Origin of the sequence: Pseudorhodobacter wandonensis (assembly GCF_001202035.1) — a bacterium.
Taxonomy (GTDB): domain Bacteria; phylum Pseudomonadota; class Alphaproteobacteria; order Rhodobacterales; family Rhodobacteraceae; genus Pseudorhodobacter; species Pseudorhodobacter wandonensis.
Genome location: NZ_LGHT01000044.1, coordinates 364255 through 388845 on the forward strand (window position 1 = coordinate 364255; position 24591 = coordinate 388845).

A 24591-nucleotide genomic window follows, 5' to 3' on the forward strand; every position below is an offset into this window, starting at 1 on the left:
TATGATTTTTGCAATGTAAAAAGGTGCAGTTTACCCCGTCTGCTTGACGATATGATAGGGAATGCCCTGATTTGGAGACAGCCGATGCCTTCTGCCATTGAAAATTTCGCCACCAGCCTTGCCGCACCCGATGTGATTGCGCAGTTGCGCGGCGGGGTTATTGGCGAAGGGGCCGAATTTGAAAGCCCGTTCGGGGTGCAAAAGCTGCTGTATGCCGATTATGTCGCGTCGGGGCGGGCGCTGCGGCAGGTGGAAACTTTTGTAATGGAACAGGTGCTGCCGTTCTATGCCAACAGCCATACCGAGGCGTCCTATTGCGGTGGTGCAATGACGCGGATGCGGCGCGAGGCGCGGGCGGTGATTGCTGCGCAATGTGGTGCGGATGACGGGTTTGCCACAGTCTTTGCTGGGGCGGGGGCAACGGCAGGCTTGAACCGCTTGGTACACCTGCTGGGCGTTTCCGAGGCTGCGGCGCGCGGGGAAAACCCTCTGGTTCTGATCGGCCCGTATGAGCACCATTCGAATATCTTGCCATGGCGCGAAAGTGGGGCCGAGGTCATTGAGATTGCCGAGGCTGCATTGGGCGGGCCGGACATGGATGCGCTAAAGGCGGCGTTGGTGGCCGCGCGCGGTCGGCTGATTGTCGGGGCGTTTTCTGCGGCGTCGAACGTGACTGGAATTGTGACCGATGCAGATGCGGTGACGCGGATGCTAAAGCGCTATGGCGCGTTGGCAGTGTGGGACTATGCCGGCGCCGGCCCCTATTTGCCGATTGATATGCGGGCGGGGACCAAGGCCGAAAAAGATGCGGTCGTGGTGTCGGCGCATAAGTTTGTCGGCGGGCCGGGGGCATCGGGCGTGATGATCGTGCGCAAAGCGGCGGTTTGTTCGCGCCGGATGTTTCAGCCCGGGGGCGGTACGGTAAAGTTTGTCTCGCCCACTGCGCATGATTACAGCAGTGATATCGCCACGCGAGAGGAAGCAGGGACGCCGAATGTGGTTGGCGATATTCGCGCCGCGCTGGTATTTTTGGTTAAGGCCGCGATCGGGCAGGCGCGGATGAATTCCCGCCACAGGGCTTTGCGGGCGCGGGCGTTGCGCGTTTGGCGCGACAATCCGAATATTGTGCTGATGGGCAATATGGATGCGCAGGCGTTGCCGATCTTTTCATTCCGGGTGCGCGACAGCGCAAAAGGTGGTTATTTGCATCACCAACTGTTTACGCGTTTGCTGTCGGATGTTTACGGCATTCAGGCGCGCGGTGGTTGTGCCTGTGCCGGCCCCTATGCCCATCGTTTGCTTGGGATCGGGTCAGCTGAATCAGATGCCATTCGTGCGGCCATTTTGCGAGGCGAGGAAATGGAAAAGCCGGGTTGGACCAGGCTGAACCTTTCGGTCCTGATGGACGATGCAAAGGCGGATCGGGTGATTGCCGCGGTCGATGCCTTGGCGCGCAATCCGTATCCGATGGCAGATGCCTATTGCTGCGAGACAGCAACGGCGCGGTTTCGCCCTGCCGCGTGATGCAGTGGCGACGTCGCGGCGGGGTTAGTCAAGCGTCGGGTTTGCGATGTTTTGCAGCAAGGCGACGTTGCATTCCAAGGCGTCACCAGATTTCTTGATAATATTCGCGTCGCGCAAAGCTTGCAGGGTGCGGTTTACCTTTGGCCGACTGGCGCCAAGAACCGCTGCGATGTCGGATTGGTTGATTGTCAGCAGCAACAGCGGGTTTGATGGCAGGTCATCGCCATGCGTTTGGCGCAGGGTGAACAACAAAAACCGCGCCACACGCGCCTCGAGGGTATAGAGCGCGAGGTTTTCGAGCTGTTCGGTGGTGTCGCGCAACATCCGGCACAGATAATGCATGGCGGCGATGCTCAGGCTGGGTTCTTGCCTGGCGATCCGTTCAAAATCGCGTCTGGCCAGTTTGTAGCCTTGGCTGTCTATCAAGGCGGTTGCCTCGGCAGAGCGCGGGGCGCCATCGAATAAAGACATTTCACCAAATATATCGCCTGCCTCGGCGTGGCGCAGCACCAGTTCTTTGCCTTGCGGCGATCCCACAGCCAATCGAACGCGGCCAGAGGTCAGCGCGACCAGATATTCACCCGGCTCGCCGCGTTGAAACAACGTAACACCCGCGGGCCATTGGCTGCGCTGCGCCGCCTTGGCTATTTTGTCTATAACACTATCTTCCAGTGCTTCGAACAGCCGGAAAGATCGCCAGAACTCGTAGGGTATAGATTGGTTTACCATTAATACGACAGCATTCCCTGATATTCATTAAACCTAGCTTGGCGGCCCACGCGGGGAAAGCGATTTGTCGATCAGATGTCATATCTGACAATTGCGCAAAACAAACTGGATAGTTGCGCGGCTTTGCCTATATGTTCAACTCCCGCGCTGAATTAGAAAGTATCGGTTGTGTCAGACAGCAAACCCATCATCGAATTGCGCCATGTGGACAAAAGCTTTGGTCCGTTTCAGGCGTTGACCGATATCAATTTCAGCGTTCGGCCGGGGGAGAGGGTCGTCGTCTGCGGGCCGTCAGGTTCGGGCAAGTCAACGATGATTCGCTGTATCAACCAGTTGGAAACACATGATGCAGGGTCGATAACCGTCGATGGCATAGAGCTGGGCGATGATACTTCCGACATTCGCGCAGTGCGGCAAGAGGTGGGGATGGTGTTTCAGCAGTTCAACCTGTTCCCGCATCTGACCGTTTTGGAAAACCTGACCATTGGCCCAATTCGCGTGCGCAAGATGGGTAAAGCTGCGGCCGAGGCCTTGGCGCGTAACTATTTGGAACGGGTGCATATTCCCGAACAGGCCGATAAGTACCCCAGCCAGCTGTCGGGTGGGCAGCAGCAGCGCGTGGCCATAGCGCGCTCTTTGTGTATGGAACCCCGGATCATGCTGTTTGACGAACCGACAAGCGCGCTGGACCCCGAGATGATCGGCGAGGTGCTGGAGGTGATGGTCGAGCTTGCCAACACAGGGATGACGATGGTTTGCGTGACCCATGAAATGGGCTTTGCCCGCCGCGTGGCAGATACGATGGTGTTTATGGAAGGGGGGCGGATTGTTGAGGTCGCCCCGCCAGAGGAATTTTTTACCAACCCGAAAAGCAACCGCGCACGCATGTTCCTTGACCAGATATTGGAACATTAGCGTGGCGGGTGTCGCGCTGCGCAAGCGGGTGATGCGCGGGCTTTCGTCGCGGCCTGCGTCGATCGCTATTTACCTCTTTGTCATGTGGGGGCTGATCGAATTGGCGCTGACAGGTGCCGAGGCGATGGGGTATAACTGGCAGTGGTATCGTATTCCCAAATACTTTCTGACCAGTGATGCTGACGGCATTACCTTGGGCGAAATTCCTTGGGGGCTGGCCGGGACGATAACGCTATCGACTCTGGCCTTTGGCCTTGCTCTGGCCATTGGGTTACTGGTGGCGTTGTTGCGGCTGTCGGATCTGATTGTCGGGCGGGCGGTGGCGCGCGGTTTTCTGGAAATCGTGCGAAACATGCCTCTGTTGGTGCTGCTTTATGTATTCTACTACGTTTTTGGCCCGATTTTCGGGCTGGATCGCTATGCCGCCTCGGTATTGTGCCTAGCCGTTTTTCACGGGGCGTTGATTTCCGAGATTTTTCGTGGCGGCATAAACGCCGTAGCGCGTGGCCAGTGGGAGGCTGCAAAGTCGATCGGGATGACCACAGCGCAGATTTACCGCTATATCATTTTGCCGCAATCGATCAAATTCATGCTGCCGCCGATGACGGGCGAGGTGGTAAACATGATTAAATCTTCGGCAATTGTCAGTGTAATCGCGGTGGTCGAGCTGACGACGGTGGGCCGAAATATCATTTCCGACACTTATCTGAGCTTTGAAATTTGGTTTACGATTGCGGCGGTCTATATGGCTGTCACATTGGTCATCTCTAGTTTGGCCAGTTACCTTGAACGGCGCTATACCGTGCGTGAATGAAGCCTACCAACAGGAGTTACCGCAATGAAACTGACAAGACGTATGATGATGGGGTTGGCGCTGGCCACTGGGCTTGCATTGCCGGCCGCTGCGCAAGATGCCCGCGCGGACCTGTCAAAGGCCAGCGTGATTGAGAGCATCAAAGAGTCCGGCGTTATCAAGATCGGGCTTTCGCTGTTCAACCCGTGGTCTATGCGCGACAAAAAGGGCGATCTGATCGGGTTTGAGCTGGACGTGGGCCGCAAGCTGGCTGCTGATATGGGGGTTGAAGTCGAATTCATCCCGACGGCTTGGGATGGTATTATTCCGGCGCTGGTCGCTGGCAAGTTCGACGTGATCATTTCGGGAATGTCGATCACGCCTGAACGGAACCTGACGGTGAATTTTTCCGACCCCTATGCCTATTCGGGCCTGACCATTCTGGCCAATACCGCGATGACCAAAGGCATGGCGCTGGAAGATTACAACAAGCCCGAGATAACCTTTGCCGCGCGGCGTGGGGCAACCCCTGCAACCGTAATCGCGCAATTGTTCCCCGAGGCAAACCTGTTGCTGTTTGATGAGGATGGGGCCGCGACCCAAGAGGTGCTGAACGGCAATGCCCATGCAACGATGATGGCCGAGCCGAGCCCTTCGGATGAGGCACGCAAAAATCCTGAAACAGTCTCGGTGCCGTTTGACCAGACATTTTTGGCCACGGGTGAGGGCTTTGCCTATCGCAAGGGTGACCCGGATGCGACCAACTATTTCAATAACTGGATCGCGATCAACTGGAAGAACGGTTGGCTGAAAGAGCGTAACGATTATTGGTTCAAAGGCCGTGATTGGGCCGATCAGGTTGATCAATAAGGGTTTGGCCCGGCGGAAGCGCCGGGCCATTTCGGGGGGCCTATGCGGCAAAAACGTTTCAAACTGCACTGGCTGGATTATGTAATCGCCGCCGTGGTTATCGCCTTTGCGGCGGTGATCTGGTTTCGTATTTCCGGTGCGCTGAATTACAAGTGGCAGTGGGACCGTATACCGAATTATATCCTGCGCTGGGATGCGGATGATGGGCGCTGGTATGCCAACCTGTTGTTGCAAGGGCTGATCAACACGATCAGAATTGCGCTTTACTCCAGTGTCTTGGCGCTGGTTTTGGGGACCGTTCTGGGCATTGCCCGCACGGCCAACAACCTTGCGATACGGATGTTGGCGCGGACCTATCTAGAAGTGCTGCGCAATATCCCGCCAGTGGTCGTAGTGTTTATCTTCTTTTTCTTTCTGTCCGAGCAGCTTATTTCTGCATTGAACATGGAGTCTTGGGCGCGCGGGATTGCGCGGCAAGATGATATTGCGGTCTGGGAATTCTTTTTTGGCGATATGCGGCGCTTTCCGTCGCTGATTTCAGGCGTGATTGTGCTGGCGTTGTTTGAAAGCGCCTTTGTCGGCGAGATTGTGCGCGCAGGCATTCAATCGGTTGGGCGCGGTCAGCGCGAGGCCGCGCGATCAATTGGAATGACATGGGTCGATGAGATGCGGTTTATCGTGTTGCCGCAGGCGTTGCGCCGCGTTTTGCCGCCAATGTCCAATCAGTTCATATCCTTGGTCAAGGACAGCTCGATCATCTCGCTGATCTCTGTGCAGGAATTGACCTATAAGACGGTCGAGCTTGTCGCCTCGACCCGAATGATATTTGAGGCGTGGATTACCACGGCCTGCCTGTATTTCATTCTGTGTTTCGGGCTGTCACTGCTGTTTCGGCGGCTGGAAACCAGCGCGCCGAAACACTGAGGAGAGTCGGGGTGAACCCCGACCTACGCCCCCAATTCAAGCCATGACATCGGCTTTTTCGACTTTGACCGCCGAGAATTTGAACTCGGGGATTTTGCCATATGGGTCCACAGCAGGGTTGGTCAGAATATTCGCCGCTGCCTCGACATAGGCAAAGGGCAAAAAGACCATATCTTCGGCCACAGCGCGGTCTGCACGGGCCATGATCGTGATACTGCCGCGGCGGGTGGACAGGCGAATATGCCCCCCCGGCTCTACCCCCAAGGCGCGCAGGGTTTTGGGGTTGAGCGAGCAGTTCGCCTCGGGCTCGACCGCGTCCAACACCTTTGAGCGGCGTGTCATCGAACCGGTGTGCCAGTGTTCCAACTGCCGACCTGTCGTCAAGATCATCGGATAATCGGTGTCTGGCACCTCGTCCGGGGAAATCACCGAGGCGGGGGTGAATTTGGCCCGCCCATTGGCGCGGGGGAAGCCATCGGTAAATACAATCGGTTGGCCCGGGTCTGTTGGTGACAGGCTGGGGTAGGTGACGCAGCTTTCAGCCTCTAGCCGGTCCCATGTGATATTGGACAGCGATTTCATGTTCAGCTTCATTTCAGCGAACACTTGGCTTGGATGGGTGTATGTCCAGCCGAGGCCGAGGCGTTTTGCCAGCTCGGTTGTGATTGCCCAATCTTCGCGTGCCTCGCCCGGTGGTTTTACTGCGGGGCGGCCCATTTGCACCTGACGGTTGGTATTGGTGACGGTGCCGGATTTTTCGTAAAACGCGGCGGCAGGCAGGATGACATCGGCGTAATTGGCGGTTTCGGTCAGGAAAATATCCTGTACGACAAGATGTTCAAGCTTTGCCAGCGCCTCGCGCGCGTGGGTGACATCGGGGTCGGACATCGCGGGGTTTTCACCCAGAATATACATGCTCTTGATCTGGCCTTCGTGGACCGCATCAAGGATTTCCGTCACGGTCAGCCCTTTTTCGGCGCTGAAATCATCTGATCCCCAAACCTCGGTAAAGGCATGGCGGATATTGTCGCTGGTGACGGTTTGGTAATCGGGCAGGAACATCGGGATCAGACCCGCATCAGACGCGCCTTGCACGTTGTTTTGGCCGCGCAGCGGGTGGAGACCTGCGCCGGGCCGGCCGACCTGACCTGTCATCAGTGCCAAAGAGATCAGGCAGCGGGAATTGTCGGTGCCATGGATATGCTGCGACACGCCCATGCCCCAGAAAATCATCGCGGCTTTGGCGGTGGCAAAGGTGCGGGCAACTTCGCGCAGAGTTTGCGCGGGGATGCCGCAGATGGCCTCCATCTTTTCGGGTGAGAAATCCGCGAGATGGGCTTTCTCGGCTTCCCAGTTCTCGGTGTAGGCCTCGATATATTGTTTGTCGTACAGCTTTTCTTCAACGATCACATGCATGATCGCGTTCAGCATCGACACGTCGGAACCGGGGCGGAATTGCAGCATGTGGCTGGCGAAACGCCGCAGGTCAACGCCGCGTGGGTCCATGACAATCAGCTTGCCGCCGCGCTTGGTGAACTGTTTGAAAAAGGTTGCCGCAACAGGGTGGTTCTCAATCGGGTTGGCGCCGATCACAATCGCCACGTCAGAGTTTTCGATTTGGTTAAAGGTGGCTGTAACGGCTGCCGAGCCGACGTTTTCCATCAGCGCCGCGACCGAAGACGCATGGCACAGGCGGGTGCAGTGATCGACGTTATTGTGGCGGAAGCCTTGGCGGATCAGCTTTTGAAACAGATAAGCCTCTTCATTCGAGCATTTGGCCGAGCCAAAACCCGCAATTGCGCGGCCACCATCGGAATCGCGCAAGCGCGCCATGCCACCGGCGGCAAAATCCAGCGCCTCATCCCAAGTTGCCTCGCGGAAATGGGTCAGCAGATTGCCGGGGTCGACGTTCAGGCCTTTTGGCATATTCGGCTTGCGGATCAAGGGTTTGGTTAGGCGATGCGGGTGGTGGATGTAGTCATATCCGAAACGGCCTTTGACGCAAAGACGGCCTTCATTCGCAGGGCCGTTGATACCCTCGACGAACTTTACCTTGCCGTCTTTGACCTTCAGGCTGACCTGACAGCCGACACCGCAGAAGGGGCAGATGGATTTCACTTCCTTGTCAAAATCCTTGCTGTCGCCACGTTGCTGATCATCCAGCACGCTCGCGGGCATCAGTGCGCCAGTGGGGCAGGCCTGTACACATTCACCGCAGGCGACACAGGTGCTGGCGCCCATCGGGTCTGCCATGTCAAAGGTTGGATAGCTGTCTTGGCCGCGCCCCGACATGCCGATCACGTCATTCACCTGCACCTCACGGCAGGCCCGCACGCACAGCCCGCAGGAAATGCAGGCATCCAGATTGACGCGCATTGCGACGTGGCTGTCATCCAGCAGCGGGATGTGTTGTTTTTCCAGTTTCGGCAAACGGTTGGCGCTGGCGCCTGTCGCTGCGACCATATCGGCCATGTGCGATGAGGCGTCATGCGCAACTTCGGGCTGATCGGTGACCAGCATTTCCACAACCATCTTGCGGGCCGCAAGCGCACGCGCGCTTTGGGTATGCACAACCATACCGGCCACAGGTTCGCGAATGCAGGACGCAGCGAGGGTCCGCTCGCCCTCGACTTCAACAACGCAGGCGCGGCAGTTGCCATCGGGGCGGTAACCGGGTGCCGGTTTGTGGCACAGATGCGGGAGAATCAGACCGCGGCCGTTGGCGACCTCCCAAATGGTCTGGCCGGTTTCGGCGGTCACTTCGCGGCCATCAAGGGTGAATGTAACCGACATTAGATTTCCTCCGCAAAATGTTTCATCACCAGCTTGATCGGGTTGGGCGCAGCCTGGCCAAGCCCGCAGATCGAGGCGTCAACCATGACGGCAGACAGCTCGGTCAGCAGTGCTTGGTCCCAACGGTCGGCCTGCATCAGTTTCACCGCTTTTTCACAGCCGACGCGGCAGGGGGTGCATTGACCGCAGGATTCGCTTTCAAAGAATTTCAGCATGTTAAGGGCCGCATCACGGGCGCGGTCTTGGTCGCCCAAAACCACCACAGCGGCCGAGCCGATAAAGGTGCCATGCGGTTGCAATGTATCAAAGTCCAGCGGCACATCATGCATCGAGGCGGGCAAAAGGCCCGATGAGGGCCCACCCGGTTGGAACGCCTTGAAAGTATGGCCCGCCGCCATGCCGCCCGCCGCTTTGATGACATCGGTGATGGTCGAACCGGCAGGCAACAAATAAACCCCCGGCTTTGCCACACGTCCCGAAACGGAATACGATCGCAATCCCGTGCGGCCGTTATGGGTGGTATGACTAAGGATTTCGGGGCCTTCGCGCACAATCCGCGCCACCCATTTCAGCGTTTCGACGTTATGCACAAGGGTCGGGCGGTCGAAAATGCCCACTTGTGCCACAAAGGGCGGGCGGTGACGCGGGATGCCGCGTTTGCCCTCGATGCTTTCGATCATCGCCGATTCTTCGCCGCAGATATAGGCACCGGCACCGCGGCGCAGGTCGATATAGCCGGGTTGGACGATGCCGGCTGCCTCGAGCGCGGCGATTTCATGCGCCAGAATGTGCAGCACAGCAGGGTATTCATCGCGCATGTAGATAAAGCATTTTTCGGCCTCGACGGCCCAAGCTGCGATCAACATACCTTCGAGAAACAGATGTGGCGTGCGCTCAAGGTAATGGCGGTCCTTGAACGTGCCGGGTTCACCTTCGTCACCATTCACGGCCAGATAGCGTGGGCCGGGGTTGGCGCGCACAAAGCCCCATTTCTTGCCCGACGGAAAGCCCGCACCGCCAAGCCCGCGCAGGCCCGAGGCCATGATAAGGTCTTGCACCGCCTCCCAATTGCCATTGGTGCGCAGTTGGGTCAGGTGTTTATAACCGCCAGCCGCCGTATAGGCCGAGAACGGTTCATACAGTGGAATTTTCGGAGAAAATTCCTGGTTTGCAATGGCGGCATCAATTTTGGCAACGGTGGCATGGTCGATGTGGTTATGACCGATTTCCACTGTCGGGGCAGTATCGCAGCGGCCCATGCAAGGTGCGCGCAACACCCGAACTTTTGCCGGGTCGTGGCCGCGCGACAGCGCCTCAAACAGCGCCTCGGAACCCGCAAGTTCGCACGAGAGGCTTTCACAGACACGGATGGTTAAATCTGGTGGCGAGGCCTCGCCTTCGCGCACGGGATCAAAATGGGCATAAAAGGTCGCGACCTCCCACACCTCGGCCATGGAAAGGCGCATTTCTTCGGCCAAGGCACGCAAATGGGCGGCGGAAAGCTGGCCATATTCGTCTTGGATCAGGTGCAGAAACTCGATCAGCAGATCCCGGCGGCGCGGGCGGTTGCCAAGCAGGGCTTTGACCTGATCCCAAGCGGCATCATCAAGCTGGCGGCCCTTTGTGGCGCGCCGCCCTTTGCCCTTGCCCGATTTCCAGATGCCGTCTTGTGGGTCCGATGTCATTGCCAAGTCCTTTGCGTCCGGGTCTTTGCGCGGTGTATCAAGCCGCGTCGGGGTTTGGTCGATGTCAGAACTTTGTCTGGGGCAGTTTACACTCTCCCATACGCAGTGCCGTAAATGCTATGTTCTGTCACCTTGGCTCTCGAGGCAATGGACAGACTGCGGCATTTCACCTAAGGAAAGCGGCATGGAATGGGATGAAGAATTAGATGCGCAGGGGCTGCTCTGCCCGCTGCCGGTGCTGAAAGCGCGCAAGCGCTTGAAGGCCATGAAAACCGGTGCCGTTTTGCGCGTTCTGGCGACAGATCCTGCTGCGGTTATCGACATCCCGCATTTCTGTGCCGAATCGGGCCATGAGCTGCTGGGATCGGGCGATATTGGGGCGTCGCAATTCTATCTGATCGGTCGCGGCAAGGTTTAATGCCGCCGGTCCAAACCATGCATCACGCTTGCTGAGCCGTCGTTTTTCAAACCGAAAGGCGCTTTTGCATTTCTGCGCGGGCCAAGTGTTGCCCCGCCCGTTCGACCACGTCATGCCGCATTATGTCAAAGCCAACGGCGGTAAAGGCGGGTTGCGCCATCAGGCTGGCATCTACCCAAATCCTGTGCAGGCCTTGCGTGATGGCATGTCGTTCGATCTGTGCATAAAGGCTTTGAAACATATTTGCCCCGCGTGCGGCAGGCACAATATAGGCAAGGTCCAAATACCCATCAGGGTGCAGCGACATAAACCCTGCCGCTTTGCCCGCGTCAAACCCCACCACCACAAATTGCGCCGCAAGTTTGGCATGCCACGCGGGCCCCAAAGGCGGCGCGTCTATCCAAGCGGCGCGCTGTGCCTGGGTGTAGGCGCTGGGGCCGTGCCGAATGGCCTCATACATCACGCGGCCAAGCGCATCAAAATCGGCCTTTGTGGCAATACGGATCATGCTGTGCTTTCTTTCGCGGGTCTTGTGGCAAAGCGGGTTCCAAGCTCAGGCTTGACAAGTACGCAAGGCCAGTTCAGGCCGTGGCCAAGTTTGAAAAAGGGGCGTTGCAATGTCGGATGACACAGAAAAAACCAAGAAACCGTCTCGCCAGCAAGTCTATACTTTGGTGATCGAGGTGGGGCGCAACCCAGGCGATGGCCTGCCCGCCAAGGCCACGGGGGCGGCATTGATGGTCTATGCCAGCGGTGTGGATGAGGCCGAGGCCGTGCGCGAAACCGTGGCTATTTTGAAGCAGGCCGACATGGCGCCGCTGGACGTATCCGGCTATGGCACCCTCGAAGAGCGGCTGGAAGCGGGCGATGATATCGCCGAGGACGAACGTGAGTTGATGGACCGCGCCCTGTCGGAAAACTCGGTGATTGTCGCGCAGATGACGCCGTTTTTCGACTAGGTCGCAAAACGCGGCTGACCGTCGAAAGGGCCTTCAGCCGCCGCGCTACCTATGTTTCGCGCTGGGCAGCAGGCCGATCACCTGCAGCGAGAGTTGCACGGCTGCGCCTGAAACGGTATCGCTTGACCAACAGGTCTTTGGCCTAGTCGTACAAGGAAGCCATTTATGCCCGATTCCGCCCTGCCCGTTGATCCTGCTGCCCTTACCGCCAGCCTGATCCGGTGCAATTCCGTTACGCCTGCCGAAGGCGGTGCGTTGGTGTTGCTGGAAAAGCTGCTAACCGGGGCCGGTTTTACATGTACCCGCGTTGATCGCGGTGGCATTGCCAATCTTTTTGCCCGTTGGGGCCGCGCGGGGGCGAACCGCAGCTTTGGTTTTAACGGCCATACAGATGTGGTGCCTGTTGGCGATGTGGCGGCGTGGACGCATGACCCCTTTGGCGCCGGGGTGGTTGACGGCTGGATGTATGGCCGCGGGGCCACCGATATGAAATCGGGTGTTGCGGCCTTTGCTGCCGCTGCCATCGATTTTGTGCGCCAGACCCCGCCCGATGGGGCCATTATCCTTGCGATTACCGGCGATGAGGAAGACGTGGCCACCGATGGCACAGTGGCGCTGTTGGACTGGATGGCCGCCAATAACGAGCAAATGAGCGTTTGCCTTGTGGGCGAACCGACCTGCCCGAATGTGATGGGCGAGATGATGAAAGTTGGTCGCCGTGGGTCGCTGACCGCGCATTTCGCGGCGCGTGGCGTTCAGGGCCATTCGGCCTATCCGCACCGCGCAAACAACCCGCTGAACGCAATGGTGCGCTTGATGGACAAGCTGGCAAATCACCCGTTGGATAGCGGTACCGACCATTTTGACCCGTCAACCCTTGCCATCACCACGATTGATACCGGCAATCCTGCGACCAATGTGATCCCTGCCGCTTGCCGCGCCACTGTGAATATCCGGTTCAACGACAGCCACACCGGCGCGTCGATTTCCGATTGGCTGCGGGCCGAGGCTGCCGCCGTGCAGGCCGCAACCGATGTGCAGTTTGACGTGAAAATCAAAATCTCAGGTGAAAGTTTCCTGACCCCGCCCGGCGAATTTTCGGCTTTGATTGCCAGATCGGTGCAGGCCGAAACTGGCGTAACACCTGCCGCCTCGACCTCGGGGGGCACGTCGGACGCGCGGTTTGTGAAAAACCACTGCCCTGTGGTAGAATTCGGCCTTGTTGGCAAAACCATGCACCAAGTGGATGAGCGTGTCGAAGTCGCGCAAATCCATCAGCTTAAGGCCATCTATACCCGCATATTAACGGATTATTTCGCATGAGCATCCGCATTGAGGTAACCCAAGATATCGCTGCCTGCCACGCCTTGCGCCGCGTTGTTTTCATCGAAGAACAAGGCGTGCCCGAGGCCGAAGAACTGGACGGCCGCGATGCCGAAGCCGTGCATCTGCTGGCTTGGGTTGATGACAAGCCAGTCGGCTCGGCGCGGTTGCTGGTGGCGGGCGATACGGGCAAAATTGGCCGTGTCTGTGTATTGAAACCGCAGCGCGGCACCGGTCTTGGCGCAGCCATCATCGGCACCGCGATTGAAGAGTTTCGCCACATGCCTGGCATCAAACATGTCAAACTTGGCGCGCAAATCCATGCGCTCAGTTTCTATGAGAAACTGGGCTTTACCGCCTATGGCCCCGAATATGACGATGCCGGAATTGCGCACCGTGACATGATGCTTGATCTTTAGCAGCGTGACGCGGCGAATTGGCCGTGCTAGGGCTGGGGTATGGAACAATTACCGTCAAAATCGCAAATCGTTCAGTGGCTCACTGATAACCCCACGCTGACCTCCAAGCGCGATATCGCGCGGGCCTTTGGCATCAAAGGCGGCGATATGCGGATTGAGCTGAAGCGCATGCTCAAAGAGCTGGAGGCCGAGGGAACGCTGGTCAAAAAGCAGCGCCATTTCCGCGATCCTGACGCGTTGCCTCCGGTGTCGATTTTGAAGGTTGAGGCGCCCGATGCCGACGGTGACCTGTTCGCCAGCGCGGTGGAATGGAACGAGGATGCCGACGCGCCCCGCATTCTGATTATCACCAAGAAATCCGATCCGGCCTTGGGTCAGGGCGACCGCATTCTGGCGCGTCTGGAACCTGTTGGTGGCAAAGACCATGATTATGAGGCGCGACTGATTCGCAAACTCGGGTCGAACCCGCTGAAGCTGCTGGGCATTTTCCGCGCGGAATCCGAAGGCGGGCGCGTGGTGCCTGTTGATAAGAAAAACGACAAAGAATGGCGCGTGCTGCGTGACGGCACAATGGACGCCCGCGATGGCGAACTGGTCGAGGCTGAACAAACCGGCCCTAAACGCATGGGCCTGCCGCAAGCCCGCATCACCGCGCGTTTGGGCGACCCGTCCGGCCCCCGTGCGATTTCGCTGATCGCCATTCACCAGCATGGCATCCCCGACCAATTCCCCGATAAGGTGATTGCCGAGGCCGATGCCGCCAACCCCGCCCCTATGGGCAAACGCGAAGATTTGCGTGACCTTGATCTGGTGACTATTGACCCCGTGGATGCCCGCGACCGCGACGATGCGGTGTTGGCGATGCCTGATCCCGATAAATCCAATCCCGGCGGGCATATTGTCTGGGTCGCGATTGCCGATGTCGCGCATTACGTCCGCCCCGGCTCGGCGCTGGACCGTGAGGCGAAAAAGCGCGGCAATTCCAGCTATTTCCCCGACCGCGTGGTGCCGATGCTGCCTGACACCTTGTCGGGCGATCTGTGTTCCTTGCATGAAAACGTTGACCGCGCCTGTTTGGCCGTGCGGATGGTGCTGGATGCGCATGGCCGCAAGCTTAGTCACCGTTTTACCCGCGGCATGATGCGCTCGGTGGCGTCGCTTAACTATGCCCAAGTGCAAAGCGCGATTGACGGCAACCCCGATGCGGTGACCGAGCCGCTGCTTGACCCTGTGCTGCGCCCGCTTTACGCGGCGTATGAGACGACCAAACATGCCAAAGCCGAGCGTCAGCCGCTGGATTTGGATCTGCCCGAACGCAAGATTGTTTTGTCGGACGAGGGCAAGGTGCTTTCGGTCGATTATTATGAACGGTTTGACGCGCATAAGGTGATTGAGGAATTCATGATCCTCGCCAATGTCGCGGCGGCTGAGGAGTTGATAAAGCTGAAAACCCCGCTGCTGTTTCGCGTGCACGAAGAACCCAGCCCCGAAAAGCTGGAGGCGCTGCGCGAGGTGGCCGAGGCCTCGGGCTTTACCCTTGCCAAGGGGCAGGTTCTGAAAACCGCACATCTGAACAAGCTGTTGTCGCAGTCGCAAAACACCGAGTTTGATGAGCTGATGAATATCACCATGCTGCGCTCGATGACCCAAGCCTATTACAATCCGCAAAACTTTGGCCACTTTGGGCTGGCCCTGCGCAACTATGCGCATTTCACCTCGCCCATTCGCCGCTATTCCGACCTGATCGTGCATCGCGCGCTGATCGCGGGCCACCGCTGGGGCGATGACGGGCTGACCGCGCAGGATATTGAGGAACTGGCCGACACAGCCAAGCAGATCTCGGATACCGAGCGCCGCTCGATGATCGCCGAACGTGACACGACTGACCGCTATCTGGCCGCCTATCTATCCGACCGTGTGGGGGCTGCGTTCAAGGGGCGTGTTTCGGGCGTCCAGCGTTTCGGCCTGTTTGTAAAACTTGATGAGTCCGGCGCAGATGGGCTTATTCCGATCCGCTCTGTGGGGCGCGAGTTTTTCCATTTTGATCCCGATACGCAAACTCTGATGGGTGCCGATACCGGCCTGACCATTGGCATCGGCCAGCGTGTGACTGTGCGCCTGACCGAGGCTGTGCCCGTTACCGGCGGTCTGATACTGGAACTGCTGGAAATCGAAGACCGCGCCTTGCCCAAAGGCGGCGCCCCCCGTGGCCGTGGCGGCCCGCGCAAACCCGGCAAAGCAGCGGCCAAGGCGAAAGCGATCAAACGCAAAGTGACGCGGCGGCGCAAATAATTGCCGATCTTGCCCGCATGGGGCCGTGGCCGTTGCCAAATATGGCAGCGGCGCTAGACTGTTGCCAAAATAGAATAAGAGGCAGCGGTATGCGGATGTTACAACCCTTTTTGGCGTGGTGCCTGGGCGCAGGGCTTGCAGCCGCCGGCCCGACCGCCATACCTGTTTCAGCCGAGAAAGAGACCTCTATGCCAAGCACAATCGCTGTCGCCGATACCCAAGGGCTGCAAAACTGGCTGACGGCGTTTCGGGCGCGGGCGGCTGCGGCAGGGATATCCGATCAGGTCATGGATCAGGCGCTAACCGGCCTTTCCTATGATGCGGATGTCATTCGCCGCGACCGCAATCAATCGGAGTTCACCAAAACCATTTGGGATTACCTCGATACCGCCACATCCGACGAACGGGTAAGAAACGGCAAAGCGGCGTTGGAAAAACATCGCGCTGTGCTAGACCAGATCGAGGCGAAGTACGGCGTTGATAAAGAGGTGGTTACGGCGATTTGGGGGCTGGAAAGCGCTTACGGCACGTTTCGAGGCTCGTCTTCGACGATCCAATCCTTGGCAAGTTTGGCCTATGACGGCAGGCGCGCGGCGTTTTTTGAGGGCGAGCTGCTGGCCGCCCTGAAAATCTTGCAGGCAGGCGATACAGTGGCGGCAAACATGCAAGGCTCGTGGGCTGGTGCGATGGGGCATACGCAGTTCATGCCCTCATCCTTTCTGGCCTATGCGGTTGATTTCAACGGCGATGGCAAGCGCGACATTTGGGGCGATGACCCGACCGATGCGCTGGCCTCAACCGCTGCCTATCTTGCAGGCTTTGGCTGGACCAAAGACATGCCTTGGGGCGTAGAAATTACATTGCCCAACGCGTTTGATTATGACCAAACCAGCGAGCGCGTGAAAAAACCGGTGGCCGCGTGGCAGGCCTTAGGCGTGCGGCTTGTGAATGGTGGCGACTTGCCCGATTACGGTGCAGGATCGGTTTTGCTGCCAGGTGGTGCGCGTGGCGCGGCATTTCTGATTTTTTCCAATTTCCAGGTGATTGAGCGGTATAACACCGCCGATGCCTATGTGATCGCCGTAGGGCATCTGGCTGATATGCTAAAGGGCGGGCCACGGCTTAAATCAGATTGGCCACGCGATTTGCGGGCGCTCACATTGGATGAACGGTTAGATCTGCAAACCCGCCTTACCCGCGCCGGCTTTGACACTTTGGGCGTGGATGGCAAGATGGGGCCGAACACGATTGCGGCTGTGAAAGGCTTTCAGAAATCCAAGGGCATTGTGCCTGATGGCTACCCCAGCCTAGACGTGTTAAACAGGCTGGAGTGATTGCATAATAACGGAGGGGGCGAGATGAAACGTGCTTTTGTCCTTTTACTAACTGGCTTGGCAGGCTGCATCGCGCCGCAGGCCCAACGGGCAGACGTGGCAACGCTTGCGGGAAATTGGCGGGTGGTGACGCTTGGCGGTACAGCGCTGCCTGAAACGGCTAGTGTGACAATCGATTTTGCAGCGCCTAGCGTGTCGGGCAGTTCAGGGTGCAATCGCTACACCGGCAGCTTTAGCCAAACAAATAACGATCTGGCGTTCGGCCCCACCGCAATGACGCGCAAAGCCTGCCCACCTGCACGGATGGATCTGGAAACTGCGTTTACCCGCGCACTTGCGGCCATCACCCGCTATGAAATGGCCGAGAATACGTTGCGGTTCTATGTTGGCGACACATTGATACTACAGGCGCAGCCGCGATAAGCCGCCGCGCCCGTTTGCATTATTCAGCCGAAGACTTTGCCCAAAGGTTAATGTCTTCTTCAGAAGAAATCTGGTCAATTTCGGCCAGCTCTGCTGCGGTAAATTCAAGGTTGCCAACGGCACCTGCGCAGTCAATCACCTGTTCAGGCTTTGACGCGCCGATCAGCGCCGTCGTGATGCCGCCTCCGCGCAACACCCAGGCAATCGCCATTTGCGCCAAGGTTTGCCCGCGCGCCTGTGCCATAGCATCCAAAGCCTTAACCGAGGCCAGGGCCCGCGCGGTGATCGTTTCGGGGTTGAGCGATTTACCCTGCGCCGCGCGGCTACCTTCGGGAATCCCGCCCAGGTATTTTTTGGTCAAAATTCCCTGTGCCAGTGGTGTAAAGGCAATCGACCCCACGCCCAGCTCGGCCAGCGTGTCCTTTAACCCGTCCTTTTCCACCCAGCGGTTCAGCAGGTTATAGCTCGGCTGATGAATCACACATGGCGTTCCTAGCTCTTTCAAAATCGCAACCGCCTCACGCGTCCGCTGCGAGTTATAGCTGGAAATCCCAACATATAGCGCGCGACCCGACCGCACGATATGGTCCAGCGCCCCCATGGTTTCCTCAAGCGGGGTGTCAGGGTCAAACCGGTGCGAATAAAAGATATCAACATAGTCCAACCCCATCCGCTTCAGCGATTGATCGCAAGAGGCGATCAAATACTTGCGGCTGCCCATCTCGCCATAGGGGCCGGGCCACATGTTATAGCCGGCCTTGGACGAGATGATCAGTTCATCGCGATACCCTTTGAAATCGGTCGCTAGAATATCGCCAAAGGCCTCCTCGGCAGATCCGGGGGGCGGGCCATAGTTGTTGGCCAGATCGAAATGCGTGATGCCATGGTCAAACGCAGTCTGGCAAATCGCACGTTTGGTTTGATGCGGCGTGTCATAGCCGAAATTATGCCAGAGCCCCAAAGACACCGCAGGCAGCTGCAACCCCGACTTGCCGCAGCGGCGATAGATCATGCGGGAATAGCGATCTTCTGCGGGTGAATACGGCATCTTATGCTCCTTTGTCTGGTATGGAAGTTCTGGCCAATGTTTGGATGAAACGCAACCTCTTGCATTTCATCTTGGTCCAAATACCTATCCGTCGCGGGCCACGAGGTGCCCTATACGAATTTATTCCAAAGGTTTTCCAGCCGCTCTTGTTTGCCTGACCGAGGTTGCGGGTTCACATCCCGCGCCAATACATCGGTGCAGATCGATGCGAGGTCAGACTTCAGCATCGCTTGCGCGGTGTCTGTCTCCCAACCTGCATAGCGTGTCTTGCGCAACGCCTCTAGGCTGCCATCCTCCAACAATGCCGCCGCCGATTTCAGCGCCCGCGCGCAGGTATCCATCCCGCCGACATGCGCCAAAATAAGGTCTTCGGCCTCAAGGCTTTGCCGCCGGATCTTGGCATCAAAATTGGTGCCGCCGGTGGTATAGCCACCCGCGCGCAGAATCTCATAAAACGCCAGTGCTTTTTCGGCATGGTTGTTGGGGAACTGGTCGGTATCCCAACCTGATTGATAATCGTTGCGGTTCATATCAATCGACCCGAAAATCCCGAGACTCGCCGCTGTCGCGATCTCATGCTCAAAGCTGTGGCCCGCCAAAATCGCGTGGCCTTGCTCGATATTCACCTTCACTTCTTTTTCCAAACCATAGCGGCAGAGGAAACCGTACACAGTTGCCACGTCATAGTCATACTGGTGCTTCGATGGCTCTTGCGGCTTGGGCTCGATCAAAATCGCGCCCTTGAAGCCGATTTTGTACTTATACTCGACCACCATTTGCAAGAAACGCCCCATATGGTCAGCCTCAAGCCCCAAGTCGGTGTTCAGCAATGTCTCATAGCCTTCGCGCCCGCCCCAAAGCACATAGTTCTGCCCGCCCAGCCGTTGTGTCGTGTCCATGCAGCCCTTTACGGTCGCTGCGGCATAGGCAAACACCTCGGGGTCAGGGTTTGTTGCGGCCCCTGACATCCAGCGCTTGTGGCTGAACATATTGGCGGTGCCCCACAGCAGCTTGGTTTTGGATGTCTCCATCTTGGCCGCAAAATAATCGGTGATCTCTTCCAGATTGCGCTGGCTTTCGGCAAAATTCGCGCCCTCGGGCCGCGCATCGGCATCGTGAAAGCAAAAGAACGGCATGTTCAGAATGTCGAACATTTCAAATGCAACGTCAGCCTTTAGCCGTGCCAAATCCATGGTGTCGCCAAACCATGGCCGGTCCAGTGTCTGGCCGCCAAACGGGTCACCGCCCGGCCATGCAAAACTATGCCAATAGGCCGCGGCAAAGCGCAGATGGTCCTCCATCCGCTTGCCCATGATTACCTCATCCGGGTTGTAATGGCGAAAGGCAAATTCGTTCTGGCTATCAACGCCTTCATAGGCGATCGCAGGGATGGATTTGAAAAAATCAGTCATTTCAGTGCCTTAATTGCAGATTGGGCGGCGGAATAACGGGCATAGCCCGCATCAAATGCCGATGTTAGGGATGGAATAGGGTCGATTTGCCGTGCGATCGGGGGCAGGGTGGCAATCTCTGCCCCTGCGCCGGTCGCGGCCATTATTGCCAGTCGTGCTGCGCCAAAAGCGCCGCCAAGGTCACCCGCCTGTGGCACCAGAACCGGCACTTTCAGTGCTGTAGCAATCGCTGCAAGCCAATAGTCGGATCGAGAGCCACCACCAACAGCGATCAATTTCTCAAGGCGTGTTCCCGTACTGGCAAGGGCATCACGGCAGTCGCGCAAGGCAAAGGTCACGCCTTCCAGCACCGCGCGGGTTCCGGCGGCGGTATCGGTCGCATGCTCTAGCCCTAGAAACGCGCCACGAATATGGGCATCGTTCAGCGGCGTGCGCTCGCCCCCCAGATAGGGCAAAAACAAGGGCTTGCTGGGCGATTGCAGGGTGCCAAGCCCACCTGTCAGGGCCGCAGCTGTTTGGCCCACCAACCGCGCATACCAGTTCAGCGCATCGGTGGCAGACAATATAACCCCCATCTGATGCCAGGTCTCGGGCAGGGCGTGGCAAAACGTATGGACCGCCGAATCCGCGTTGGGGTGATAGCCGTCATTCGCGGCAAACAAAACGCCAGAGGTGCCAAGCGATACAAATGCCTCGCCCGCGCGCACAACGCCCACACCGACGCCTGATGCTGCATTGTCGCCGCCGCCCCCTGCAATCACGACACCTGCAGGCAGGCCCCAGCGGGCCGCCAACGCCGGTCGCAACGTGCCGGAAGCTGCCGATCCTTCGACAAGCCGTGGCATGTTTTCGCGGCTAAGGCCGGTTGCCGCCAGCAGGTCATCTGACCAATCGCGCGCTTGCGTGTCCAACCAACTGGTGCCTGCGGCATCCGACATTTCGGCGACATATTCACCCGAAAGCCACAGGCGCAGGTAGTCCTTGGGCAGCAAAACCCGTGCCACGCGCGCCCAGTTCTGCGGCTCATGCGCGCGGATCCAGGCCAGTTTCGGCGCCGTAAATCCGGGAAAGACAATATTGCCCGTCACGCGCCGAAACATCGGATCGCCGTCTAACGCGGCGGCCTCGGCTGCGCTGCGGGTATCATTCCACAAAATGCACGGGCGGATTACCTCATCCGCTGCGTCAATCAGGGTGGCGCCGTGCATCTGGCCGGATAGCCCGATGCCGCGCACGGCATCTAACCCGTGCGGCGAAAGCTGGTCCATCACGGCTTCGGCCGCAGCAATCCAATCGGCAGGGTTTTGTTCCGACCACCCTTCATGCGGGCGTTGCACCATCAGCGGCGCCGATGCCTCGGCCAGAACATTTTGATCGACGTCAATCAAGATGCCCTTCAGGCCGGAAGTCCCAAGGTCAAGGCCGATATACATCAGGCGGCCTTTTCCGGTTTCTTCCCAAGGATGATCATCGACAGAATGTCTTCATCTGTCACTTTATCCACATCAACCGTTCCAACCAGTTGCCCGTTTTTCATTACAGACGCGCGGTCGCACAGCTTCATCACGTTATGGATGTCATGCTCGATCAGGAAAATGCCAAGCCCTTGTTTCTTCAGCTCTTGGATCAGTTCCGAAACCATTTCGGTTTCTTGCGGGCCAAGCGCTGCTGTGGGTTCATCCATGATCAGAATGCGCGCGTTGAAATACACGGCGCGGGCGATGGCAACCGATTGCCGCTGGCCACCCGAAAGCGCCGAAACCGGCACGTTGAACTTTTTAAAGTTCGGGTTCAACCGCTGCATGATCTTGCGGGTTTCGGCCTCCATCTTGCTGTCATTTACGAAACCCATCGGGCTGATAATTTCGCGGCCCAAGAACAGGTTGGACGCCGCGTCAAGGTTATCGGCCAGCGCAAGAGTTTGATAAATCGTCTCAATATTCTGCGCACGGGCATCGCGTGGGTTGCCGATCGTCACTGGCTTGCCGTCGATCAAAATCTGGCCGGCATCGGCTTGATAAGCCCCCGACAGGCATTTGATCAGCGTCGACTTGCCCGCGCCGTTGTGGCCCAACAAGCCAACAACCTCGCCCGGATGCAGATCGATGGTGACGTGATCAACGGCTTTGATGCCGCCGAAGGAAATCGAGATATCGCGCATCTCGACCAGTGGAGTTCCCTTATTGGTCATGGCGTTTCCCTTCACTTCACTTTTTTGCGGTAGAGGTTGTCGAGATAGACAGCGAACACAAGCACCGAGCCAACGACGATTTGCTGGACTGATGTATCAAACCCGATCAGCACCATACCGGTTTGCAAGCTTTGCATCACCAGCGCACCCAGAATGGCACCGTAGATGGTGCCCAAGCCCCCCGCCAGCGACGTGCCGCCAATTACGGCTGCGGCAATTACATACAGCTCGTCAAAGACACCCAACGCATTGGTGGCCGAGTTCAGTCGGGCCGAAGCAACCACACCGGCAAGACCTGCAAGCATACCCATCAGCGCGAAAATCTTAAGCGTCATCCACTTTACGTTAATACCTGCCAGCGCCGCAGCCTCGGGGTTGCCGCCAATCGCAAAGACATAGCGGCCAAAGCGCGTGCGGGTCATCAGAATGGTCATGCAAATGCCAACCGCGACCAAAATCAGCACCGGAATGGCAAAGCCATGGCTGATAAACAGGCCTTCGGGTGGCACGGTGATATTATTCGCCTTGGCATAGGCATTCACAATACCGCGGGGCCAGGGGTAGGCGTTCACCAACAGCACCGCGCCAATGATCGCTCCGCAGCCGACCACGGCCAGGAATGCCTCGGCCCACATCGGGCGCAGCTTGAAATCATGCATAACGCGTTGTTTGCGGCCTGAATGCAGCATCCAGATTACACCAGCACAGGCCAAAAGCCCGACAATCCAGCTGCCCGTCGCGCCTACTGCGCCATAGGGGCCACCGCCCAGCAGGGCAAAATTCTCATCCACGGGCGAAATCGTGCGGCCGCCTGCCGATAGGAACGCACAGCCGCGCCATACCAACAGACCACCCAAAGTTACAATAAACGCCGGAATGCCGCGATAGGCGATCAGCCAACCTTGGAACACCCCGATCAGGGCACCCGCCGCCATGCCGACGATCACTGCAATAATCCAGATAAACGGGTTGCCAAGACCGATCAGCGGCGGCAAGACGTTTACCTGCAACAGGCCCATGATCATCGCCGTCAGGCCCAGCACCGCGCCAACCGACAAGTCGATATTGCGGGTGACAATTACCAAAACCATACCCGTGGCCATAATGCCGATGGATGAGGTTTGCACTGACAGGTTCCACAGATTTCGTGGTGTCAGGAAAAACCCGCCATTGCCGAAAATCGCGCCATAAAAGTGAAAGCCAAACCAGATCAGCAAAAGCGCTCCGACCATGCCCAGCAATCGCGTGTCAATTTCTGTCGCGCGCAAAAAGCGGTTCAACAACGAGACGTTTTGGTCTGTTTTGGGGGTGGATGTATCGGTCATATCCGGGTCCAACGATATAGATGGGATGGGTTGCAGGCCAACTGCCCAAGACGAGAGCCTCGAGGTGCCATTCACAAACCATTCGCCATGTCAGGAAAGGGGGGATTCCGGCACCAACGTATTGGTGCCGGAAAGGGCCTATGCGATTACTCGCAAGCAGCAACACCTGCCATTGCGCCTTCACAAGCCATCTCTTTAGTGATGTGGCCCGCGTCAATCGCAAGGTTCAGCGTATCTTTGGTGATCGGGGTTGGCTTCAGCAGGATCGCGTTCATCTCAACGCCTTTTTCGCCACCGTTAAACTTGGACGCGCCGTCGATTGCGCCCATTTCGGTGCCTTCAGCCAAAGCCGCAGCAATTTCGCCCGCAGCTTTACCCAGCTGACGCGAGTCTTTCCAAACCGAAACGGTCTGAGAGCCGCGTGCAACACGGTTGATCGCCGCCAAGTCACCGTCTTGACCGCCAACAGGGATAACAAGACCCTGCGCTGCCAAAGCTGCGATAACGCCGCCAGCCATACCATCGTTTTCGGCCAGAACCGCATCAACCGCGTTGTTATTCGCGGTCAGGATCTGTTCCATGTTCTTTTGCGCGTTTTCAGGCTTCCACCCGTCCGAGAATGCTTCGCCAACGATCTTGATCTTGCCGGCTTTAACATCCGCGCCGATCACTTCCATCATGCCTTCCAGCAAGAAAGCCGCGTTCGGATCACCGGGGTCGCCCTTGATGATGGCATAGTTGCCTTCGGGCAGAACGCCTTTGATGGTTTCAGCGATGATCGAGCCAACGCCTTTGTTGTCGAATGTCAGGTAGAAGGTGCGGTCATCTTCGATCAGGCGGTCGTAGCCGATCATTGGAATACCTTCAGCCGCAGCTTTATCAATCGCCGGGCCAATAGCGTCTTTGTCCCATGCGTTGATGATCAGTGCGTTGGCGCCTTGGGCAATCAGCGCTTCAATATCGGTCAACTGCTTGGCCGAGGATGATTGCGCGTCTGACGAGATGTAAGTGTCGCCAGCAGCTTCGATTGCAGCTTTCATTGCAGCTTCGTCAATCTTCCAGCGCTCTTCTTGAAAGCTCGCCCAAGATACGCCGATTTTCTTGCCTTCGGCCAGTGCAGCCGTCGAAAAGCCTACCGTAGCCATGACGGCCAGCAAAATTGCGTTACGCATGTGTTTCCTCCCTGTGGAATCGACCCTTTGCGGATCGGCCCG

General features: G+C 57.8%; 22 protein-coding genes. 12 read left to right on the plus strand and 10 right to left on the minus strand.

All coding sequences use genetic code 11. The features are described from left to right. Window positions 1-84: 84 nt before the first annotated feature. Window positions 85-1524, plus strand: coding sequence for an aminotransferase class V-fold PLP-dependent enzyme (locus AKU79_RS16755; RefSeq protein WP_050524702.1), 1440 nt, complete (start codon window positions 85-87; stop codon window positions 1522-1524). A 24-nt stretch (window positions 1525-1548) separates the two neighbouring features. On the opposite strand, the gene AKU79_RS16760 is transcribed toward AKU79_RS16755, so the two are convergent. Continuing rightward, complete coding sequence (locus tag AKU79_RS16760) at window positions 1549-2253, minus strand: Crp/Fnr family transcriptional regulator (protein WP_050524703.1); 705 nt, start codon at window positions 2251-2253, stop codon at window positions 1549-1551. A gap of 168 nt (window positions 2254-2421) precedes the next feature. On the opposite strand from AKU79_RS16760, the gene AKU79_RS16765 reads away from it, so the two are divergent. From AKU79_RS16765 to AKU79_RS16780, 4 genes are read left to right on the plus strand one after another with little or no spacing between them, the layout of a single operon-like run. Continuing rightward, window positions 2422-3168, plus strand: coding sequence for an amino acid ABC transporter ATP-binding protein (locus tag AKU79_RS16765; protein WP_050524704.1), 747 nt, complete (start codon window positions 2422-2424; stop codon window positions 3166-3168). Then, complete coding sequence (locus AKU79_RS16770; RefSeq protein WP_231580215.1) at window positions 3146-3982, plus strand: amino acid ABC transporter permease; 837 nt, start codon at window positions 3146-3148, stop codon at window positions 3980-3982. Before AKU79_RS16765 ends, AKU79_RS16770 begins: the two co-directional genes overlap by 23 nt. Before the next feature lie 24 nt (window positions 3983-4006). Then, on the plus strand, window positions 4007-4831 hold the full coding sequence (locus tag AKU79_RS16775; protein ID WP_082224085.1) for a transporter substrate-binding domain-containing protein: 825 nt from the start codon (window positions 4007-4009) through the stop codon (window positions 4829-4831). Window positions 4832-4873: 42 nt separating this feature from the next. Then, window positions 4874-5755, plus strand: a complete 882-nt coding sequence (locus AKU79_RS16780; RefSeq protein ID WP_050524706.1) for an amino acid ABC transporter permease — start codon at window positions 4874-4876, stop codon at window positions 5753-5755. A gap of 36 nt (window positions 5756-5791) precedes the next feature. On the opposite strand, the gene fdhF is transcribed toward AKU79_RS16780, so the two are convergent. Both fdhF and AKU79_RS16790 read right to left on the minus strand, forming a co-directional pair. Further along, complete coding sequence (fdhF, locus tag AKU79_RS16785) at window positions 5792-8548, minus strand: formate dehydrogenase subunit alpha (protein ID WP_050524707.1); 2757 nt, start codon at window positions 8546-8548, stop codon at window positions 5792-5794. After that, complete coding sequence (locus AKU79_RS16790) at window positions 8548-10233, minus strand: NAD(P)H-dependent oxidoreductase subunit E (protein ID WP_050524708.1); 1686 nt, start codon at window positions 10231-10233, stop codon at window positions 8548-8550. The genes fdhF and AKU79_RS16790 overlap by 1 nt, the downstream gene beginning before the upstream one ends. 184 nt (window positions 10234-10417) lie before the next feature. Here AKU79_RS16790 and AKU79_RS16795 point away from each other — a divergent pair, with 184 nt between their 5' ends. Beyond that, window positions 10418-10651 (plus strand): sulfurtransferase TusA family protein, encoded by a 234-nt coding sequence (locus tag AKU79_RS16795; protein ID WP_050524709.1) that lies wholly within the window; start codon window positions 10418-10420, stop codon window positions 10649-10651. 46 nt (window positions 10652-10697) lie between these two features. On the opposite strand, the gene AKU79_RS16800 is transcribed toward AKU79_RS16795, so the two are convergent. Then, window positions 10698-11159 carry a GNAT family N-acetyltransferase gene (locus AKU79_RS16800; RefSeq protein ID WP_050524710.1) on the minus strand — a complete coding sequence of 154 codons (462 nt, stop codon included), beginning with the start codon at window positions 11157-11159 and terminating at the stop codon, window positions 10698-10700. A 109-nt stretch (window positions 11160-11268) separates the two neighbouring features. Between AKU79_RS16800 and AKU79_RS16805 the strand changes: the two genes are divergently transcribed. From AKU79_RS16805 to AKU79_RS16830, 6 genes are all read left to right on the plus strand, one after another. Then, window positions 11269-11610, plus strand: a complete 342-nt coding sequence (locus AKU79_RS16805; RefSeq protein WP_050524711.1) for a hypothetical protein — start codon at window positions 11269-11271, stop codon at window positions 11608-11610. A gap of 180 nt (window positions 11611-11790) precedes the next feature. Next, on the plus strand, window positions 11791-12933 hold the full coding sequence (gene dapE / locus AKU79_RS16810) for a succinyl-diaminopimelate desuccinylase (protein WP_156209880.1): 1143 nt from the start codon (window positions 11791-11793) through the stop codon (window positions 12931-12933). Then, a complete protein-coding gene (locus AKU79_RS16815; RefSeq protein ID WP_156209838.1) occupies window positions 12930-13352 on the plus strand; it encodes a GNAT family N-acetyltransferase in 423 nt (140 codons plus the stop codon). Before dapE ends, AKU79_RS16815 begins: the two co-directional genes overlap by 4 nt. A 39-nt stretch (window positions 13353-13391) precedes the next feature. After that, window positions 13392-15644, plus strand: a complete 2253-nt coding sequence (rnr, locus tag AKU79_RS16820) for a ribonuclease R (protein WP_050524713.1) — start codon at window positions 13392-13394, stop codon at window positions 15642-15644. A 95-nt stretch (window positions 15645-15739) separates the two neighbouring features. Next, window positions 15740-16978 carry a lytic murein transglycosylase gene (locus AKU79_RS16825; protein WP_050524714.1) on the plus strand — a complete coding sequence of 413 codons (1239 nt, stop codon included), beginning with the start codon at window positions 15740-15742 and terminating at the stop codon, window positions 16976-16978. 24 nt (window positions 16979-17002) lie between these two features. Beyond that, a complete protein-coding gene (locus AKU79_RS16830) occupies window positions 17003-17401 on the plus strand; it encodes an META domain-containing protein (protein WP_050524715.1) in 399 nt (132 codons plus the stop codon). A gap of 19 nt (window positions 17402-17420) precedes the next feature. Here AKU79_RS16830 and mgrA read toward each other — a convergent pair whose 3' ends face one another. The 6 genes from mgrA to AKU79_RS16860 form a co-directional block, all read right to left on the minus strand. After that, window positions 17421-18449 (minus strand): L-glyceraldehyde 3-phosphate reductase, encoded by a 1029-nt coding sequence (gene mgrA, locus AKU79_RS16835; RefSeq protein ID WP_050524716.1) that lies wholly within the window; start codon window positions 18447-18449, stop codon window positions 17421-17423. A gap of 110 nt (window positions 18450-18559) precedes the next feature. Beyond that, window positions 18560-19861 (minus strand): xylose isomerase, encoded by a 1302-nt coding sequence (gene xylA, locus AKU79_RS16840; protein WP_050524717.1) that lies wholly within the window; start codon window positions 19859-19861, stop codon window positions 18560-18562. Beyond that, window positions 19858-21294 (minus strand): xylulokinase, encoded by a 1437-nt coding sequence (gene xylB / locus AKU79_RS16845; protein WP_050524718.1) that lies wholly within the window; start codon window positions 21292-21294, stop codon window positions 19858-19860. The genes xylA and xylB overlap by 4 nt, the downstream gene beginning before the upstream one ends. Next, on the minus strand, window positions 21294-22052 hold the full coding sequence (locus AKU79_RS16850) for an ATP-binding cassette domain-containing protein (protein WP_050524719.1): 759 nt from the start codon (window positions 22050-22052) through the stop codon (window positions 21294-21296). Before AKU79_RS16850 ends, xylB begins: the two co-directional genes overlap by 1 nt. 11 nt (window positions 22053-22063) lie before the next feature. Further along, window positions 22064-23377 (minus strand): sugar ABC transporter permease, encoded by a 1314-nt coding sequence (locus AKU79_RS16855; protein ID WP_050524720.1) that lies wholly within the window; start codon window positions 23375-23377, stop codon window positions 22064-22066. A 146-nt stretch (window positions 23378-23523) separates the two neighbouring features. Continuing rightward, window positions 23524-24549 carry a substrate-binding domain-containing protein gene (locus AKU79_RS16860; RefSeq protein ID WP_050524721.1) on the minus strand — a complete coding sequence of 342 codons (1026 nt, stop codon included), beginning with the start codon at window positions 24547-24549 and terminating at the stop codon, window positions 23524-23526. Between the last annotated feature and the right edge of the window lie 42 nt (window positions 24550-24591).

What these genes read in the sequence shown, in the direction of transcription:
- AKU79_RS16755 (WP_050524702.1), top strand. Translation starts at nt 85, where the DNA reads ATGCCTTCTGCCATTGAAAATTTCGCCACCAGCCTTGCCGCACCCGAT.
- AKU79_RS16760 (WP_050524703.1), bottom strand. Translation starts at nt 2,253, where the DNA reads ATGGTAAACCAATCTATACCCTACGAGTTCTGGCGATCTTTCCGGCTG.
- AKU79_RS16775 (WP_082224085.1), top strand. Translation starts at nt 4,007, where the DNA reads ATGAAACTGACAAGACGTATGATGATGGGGTTGGCGCTGGCCACTGGG.
- AKU79_RS16780 (WP_050524706.1), top strand. Translation starts at nt 4,874, where the DNA reads ATGCGGCAAAAACGTTTCAAACTGCACTGGCTGGATTATGTAATCGCC.
- fdhF (WP_050524707.1), bottom strand. Translation starts at nt 8,548, where the DNA reads ATGTCGGTTACATTCACCCTTGATGGCCGCGAAGTGACCGCCGAAACC.
- AKU79_RS16790 (WP_050524708.1), bottom strand. Translation starts at nt 10,233, where the DNA reads ATGACATCGGACCCACAAGACGGCATCTGGAAATCGGGCAAGGGCAAA.
- AKU79_RS16795 (WP_050524709.1), top strand. Translation starts at nt 10,418, where the DNA reads ATGGAATGGGATGAAGAATTAGATGCGCAGGGGCTGCTCTGCCCGCTG.
- AKU79_RS16800 (WP_050524710.1), bottom strand. Translation starts at nt 11,159, where the DNA reads ATGATCCGTATTGCCACAAAGGCCGATTTTGATGCGCTTGGCCGCGTG.
- AKU79_RS16805 (WP_050524711.1), top strand. Translation starts at nt 11,269, where the DNA reads ATGTCGGATGACACAGAAAAAACCAAGAAACCGTCTCGCCAGCAAGTC.
- AKU79_RS16815 (WP_156209838.1), top strand. Translation starts at nt 12,930, where the DNA reads ATGAGCATCCGCATTGAGGTAACCCAAGATATCGCTGCCTGCCACGCC.
- rnr (WP_050524713.1), top strand. Translation starts at nt 13,392, where the DNA reads ATGGAACAATTACCGTCAAAATCGCAAATCGTTCAGTGGCTCACTGAT.
- AKU79_RS16825 (WP_050524714.1), top strand. Translation starts at nt 15,740, where the DNA reads ATGTTACAACCCTTTTTGGCGTGGTGCCTGGGCGCAGGGCTTGCAGCC.
- AKU79_RS16830 (WP_050524715.1), top strand. Translation starts at nt 17,003, where the DNA reads ATGAAACGTGCTTTTGTCCTTTTACTAACTGGCTTGGCAGGCTGCATC.
- mgrA (WP_050524716.1), bottom strand. Translation starts at nt 18,449, where the DNA reads ATGCCGTATTCACCCGCAGAAGATCGCTATTCCCGCATGATCTATCGC.
- xylA (WP_050524717.1), bottom strand. Translation starts at nt 19,861, where the DNA reads ATGACTGATTTTTTCAAATCCATCCCTGCGATCGCCTATGAAGGCGTT.
- xylB (WP_050524718.1), bottom strand. Translation starts at nt 21,294, where the DNA reads ATGTATATCGGCCTTGACCTTGGGACTTCCGGCCTGAAGGGCATCTTG.
- AKU79_RS16850 (WP_050524719.1), bottom strand. Translation starts at nt 22,052, where the DNA reads ATGACCAATAAGGGAACTCCACTGGTCGAGATGCGCGATATCTCGATT.
- AKU79_RS16855 (WP_050524720.1), bottom strand. Translation starts at nt 23,377, where the DNA reads ATGACCGATACATCCACCCCCAAAACAGACCAAAACGTCTCGTTGTTG.
- AKU79_RS16860 (WP_050524721.1), bottom strand. Translation starts at nt 24,549, where the DNA reads ATGCGTAACGCAATTTTGCTGGCCGTCATGGCTACGGTAGGCTTTTCG.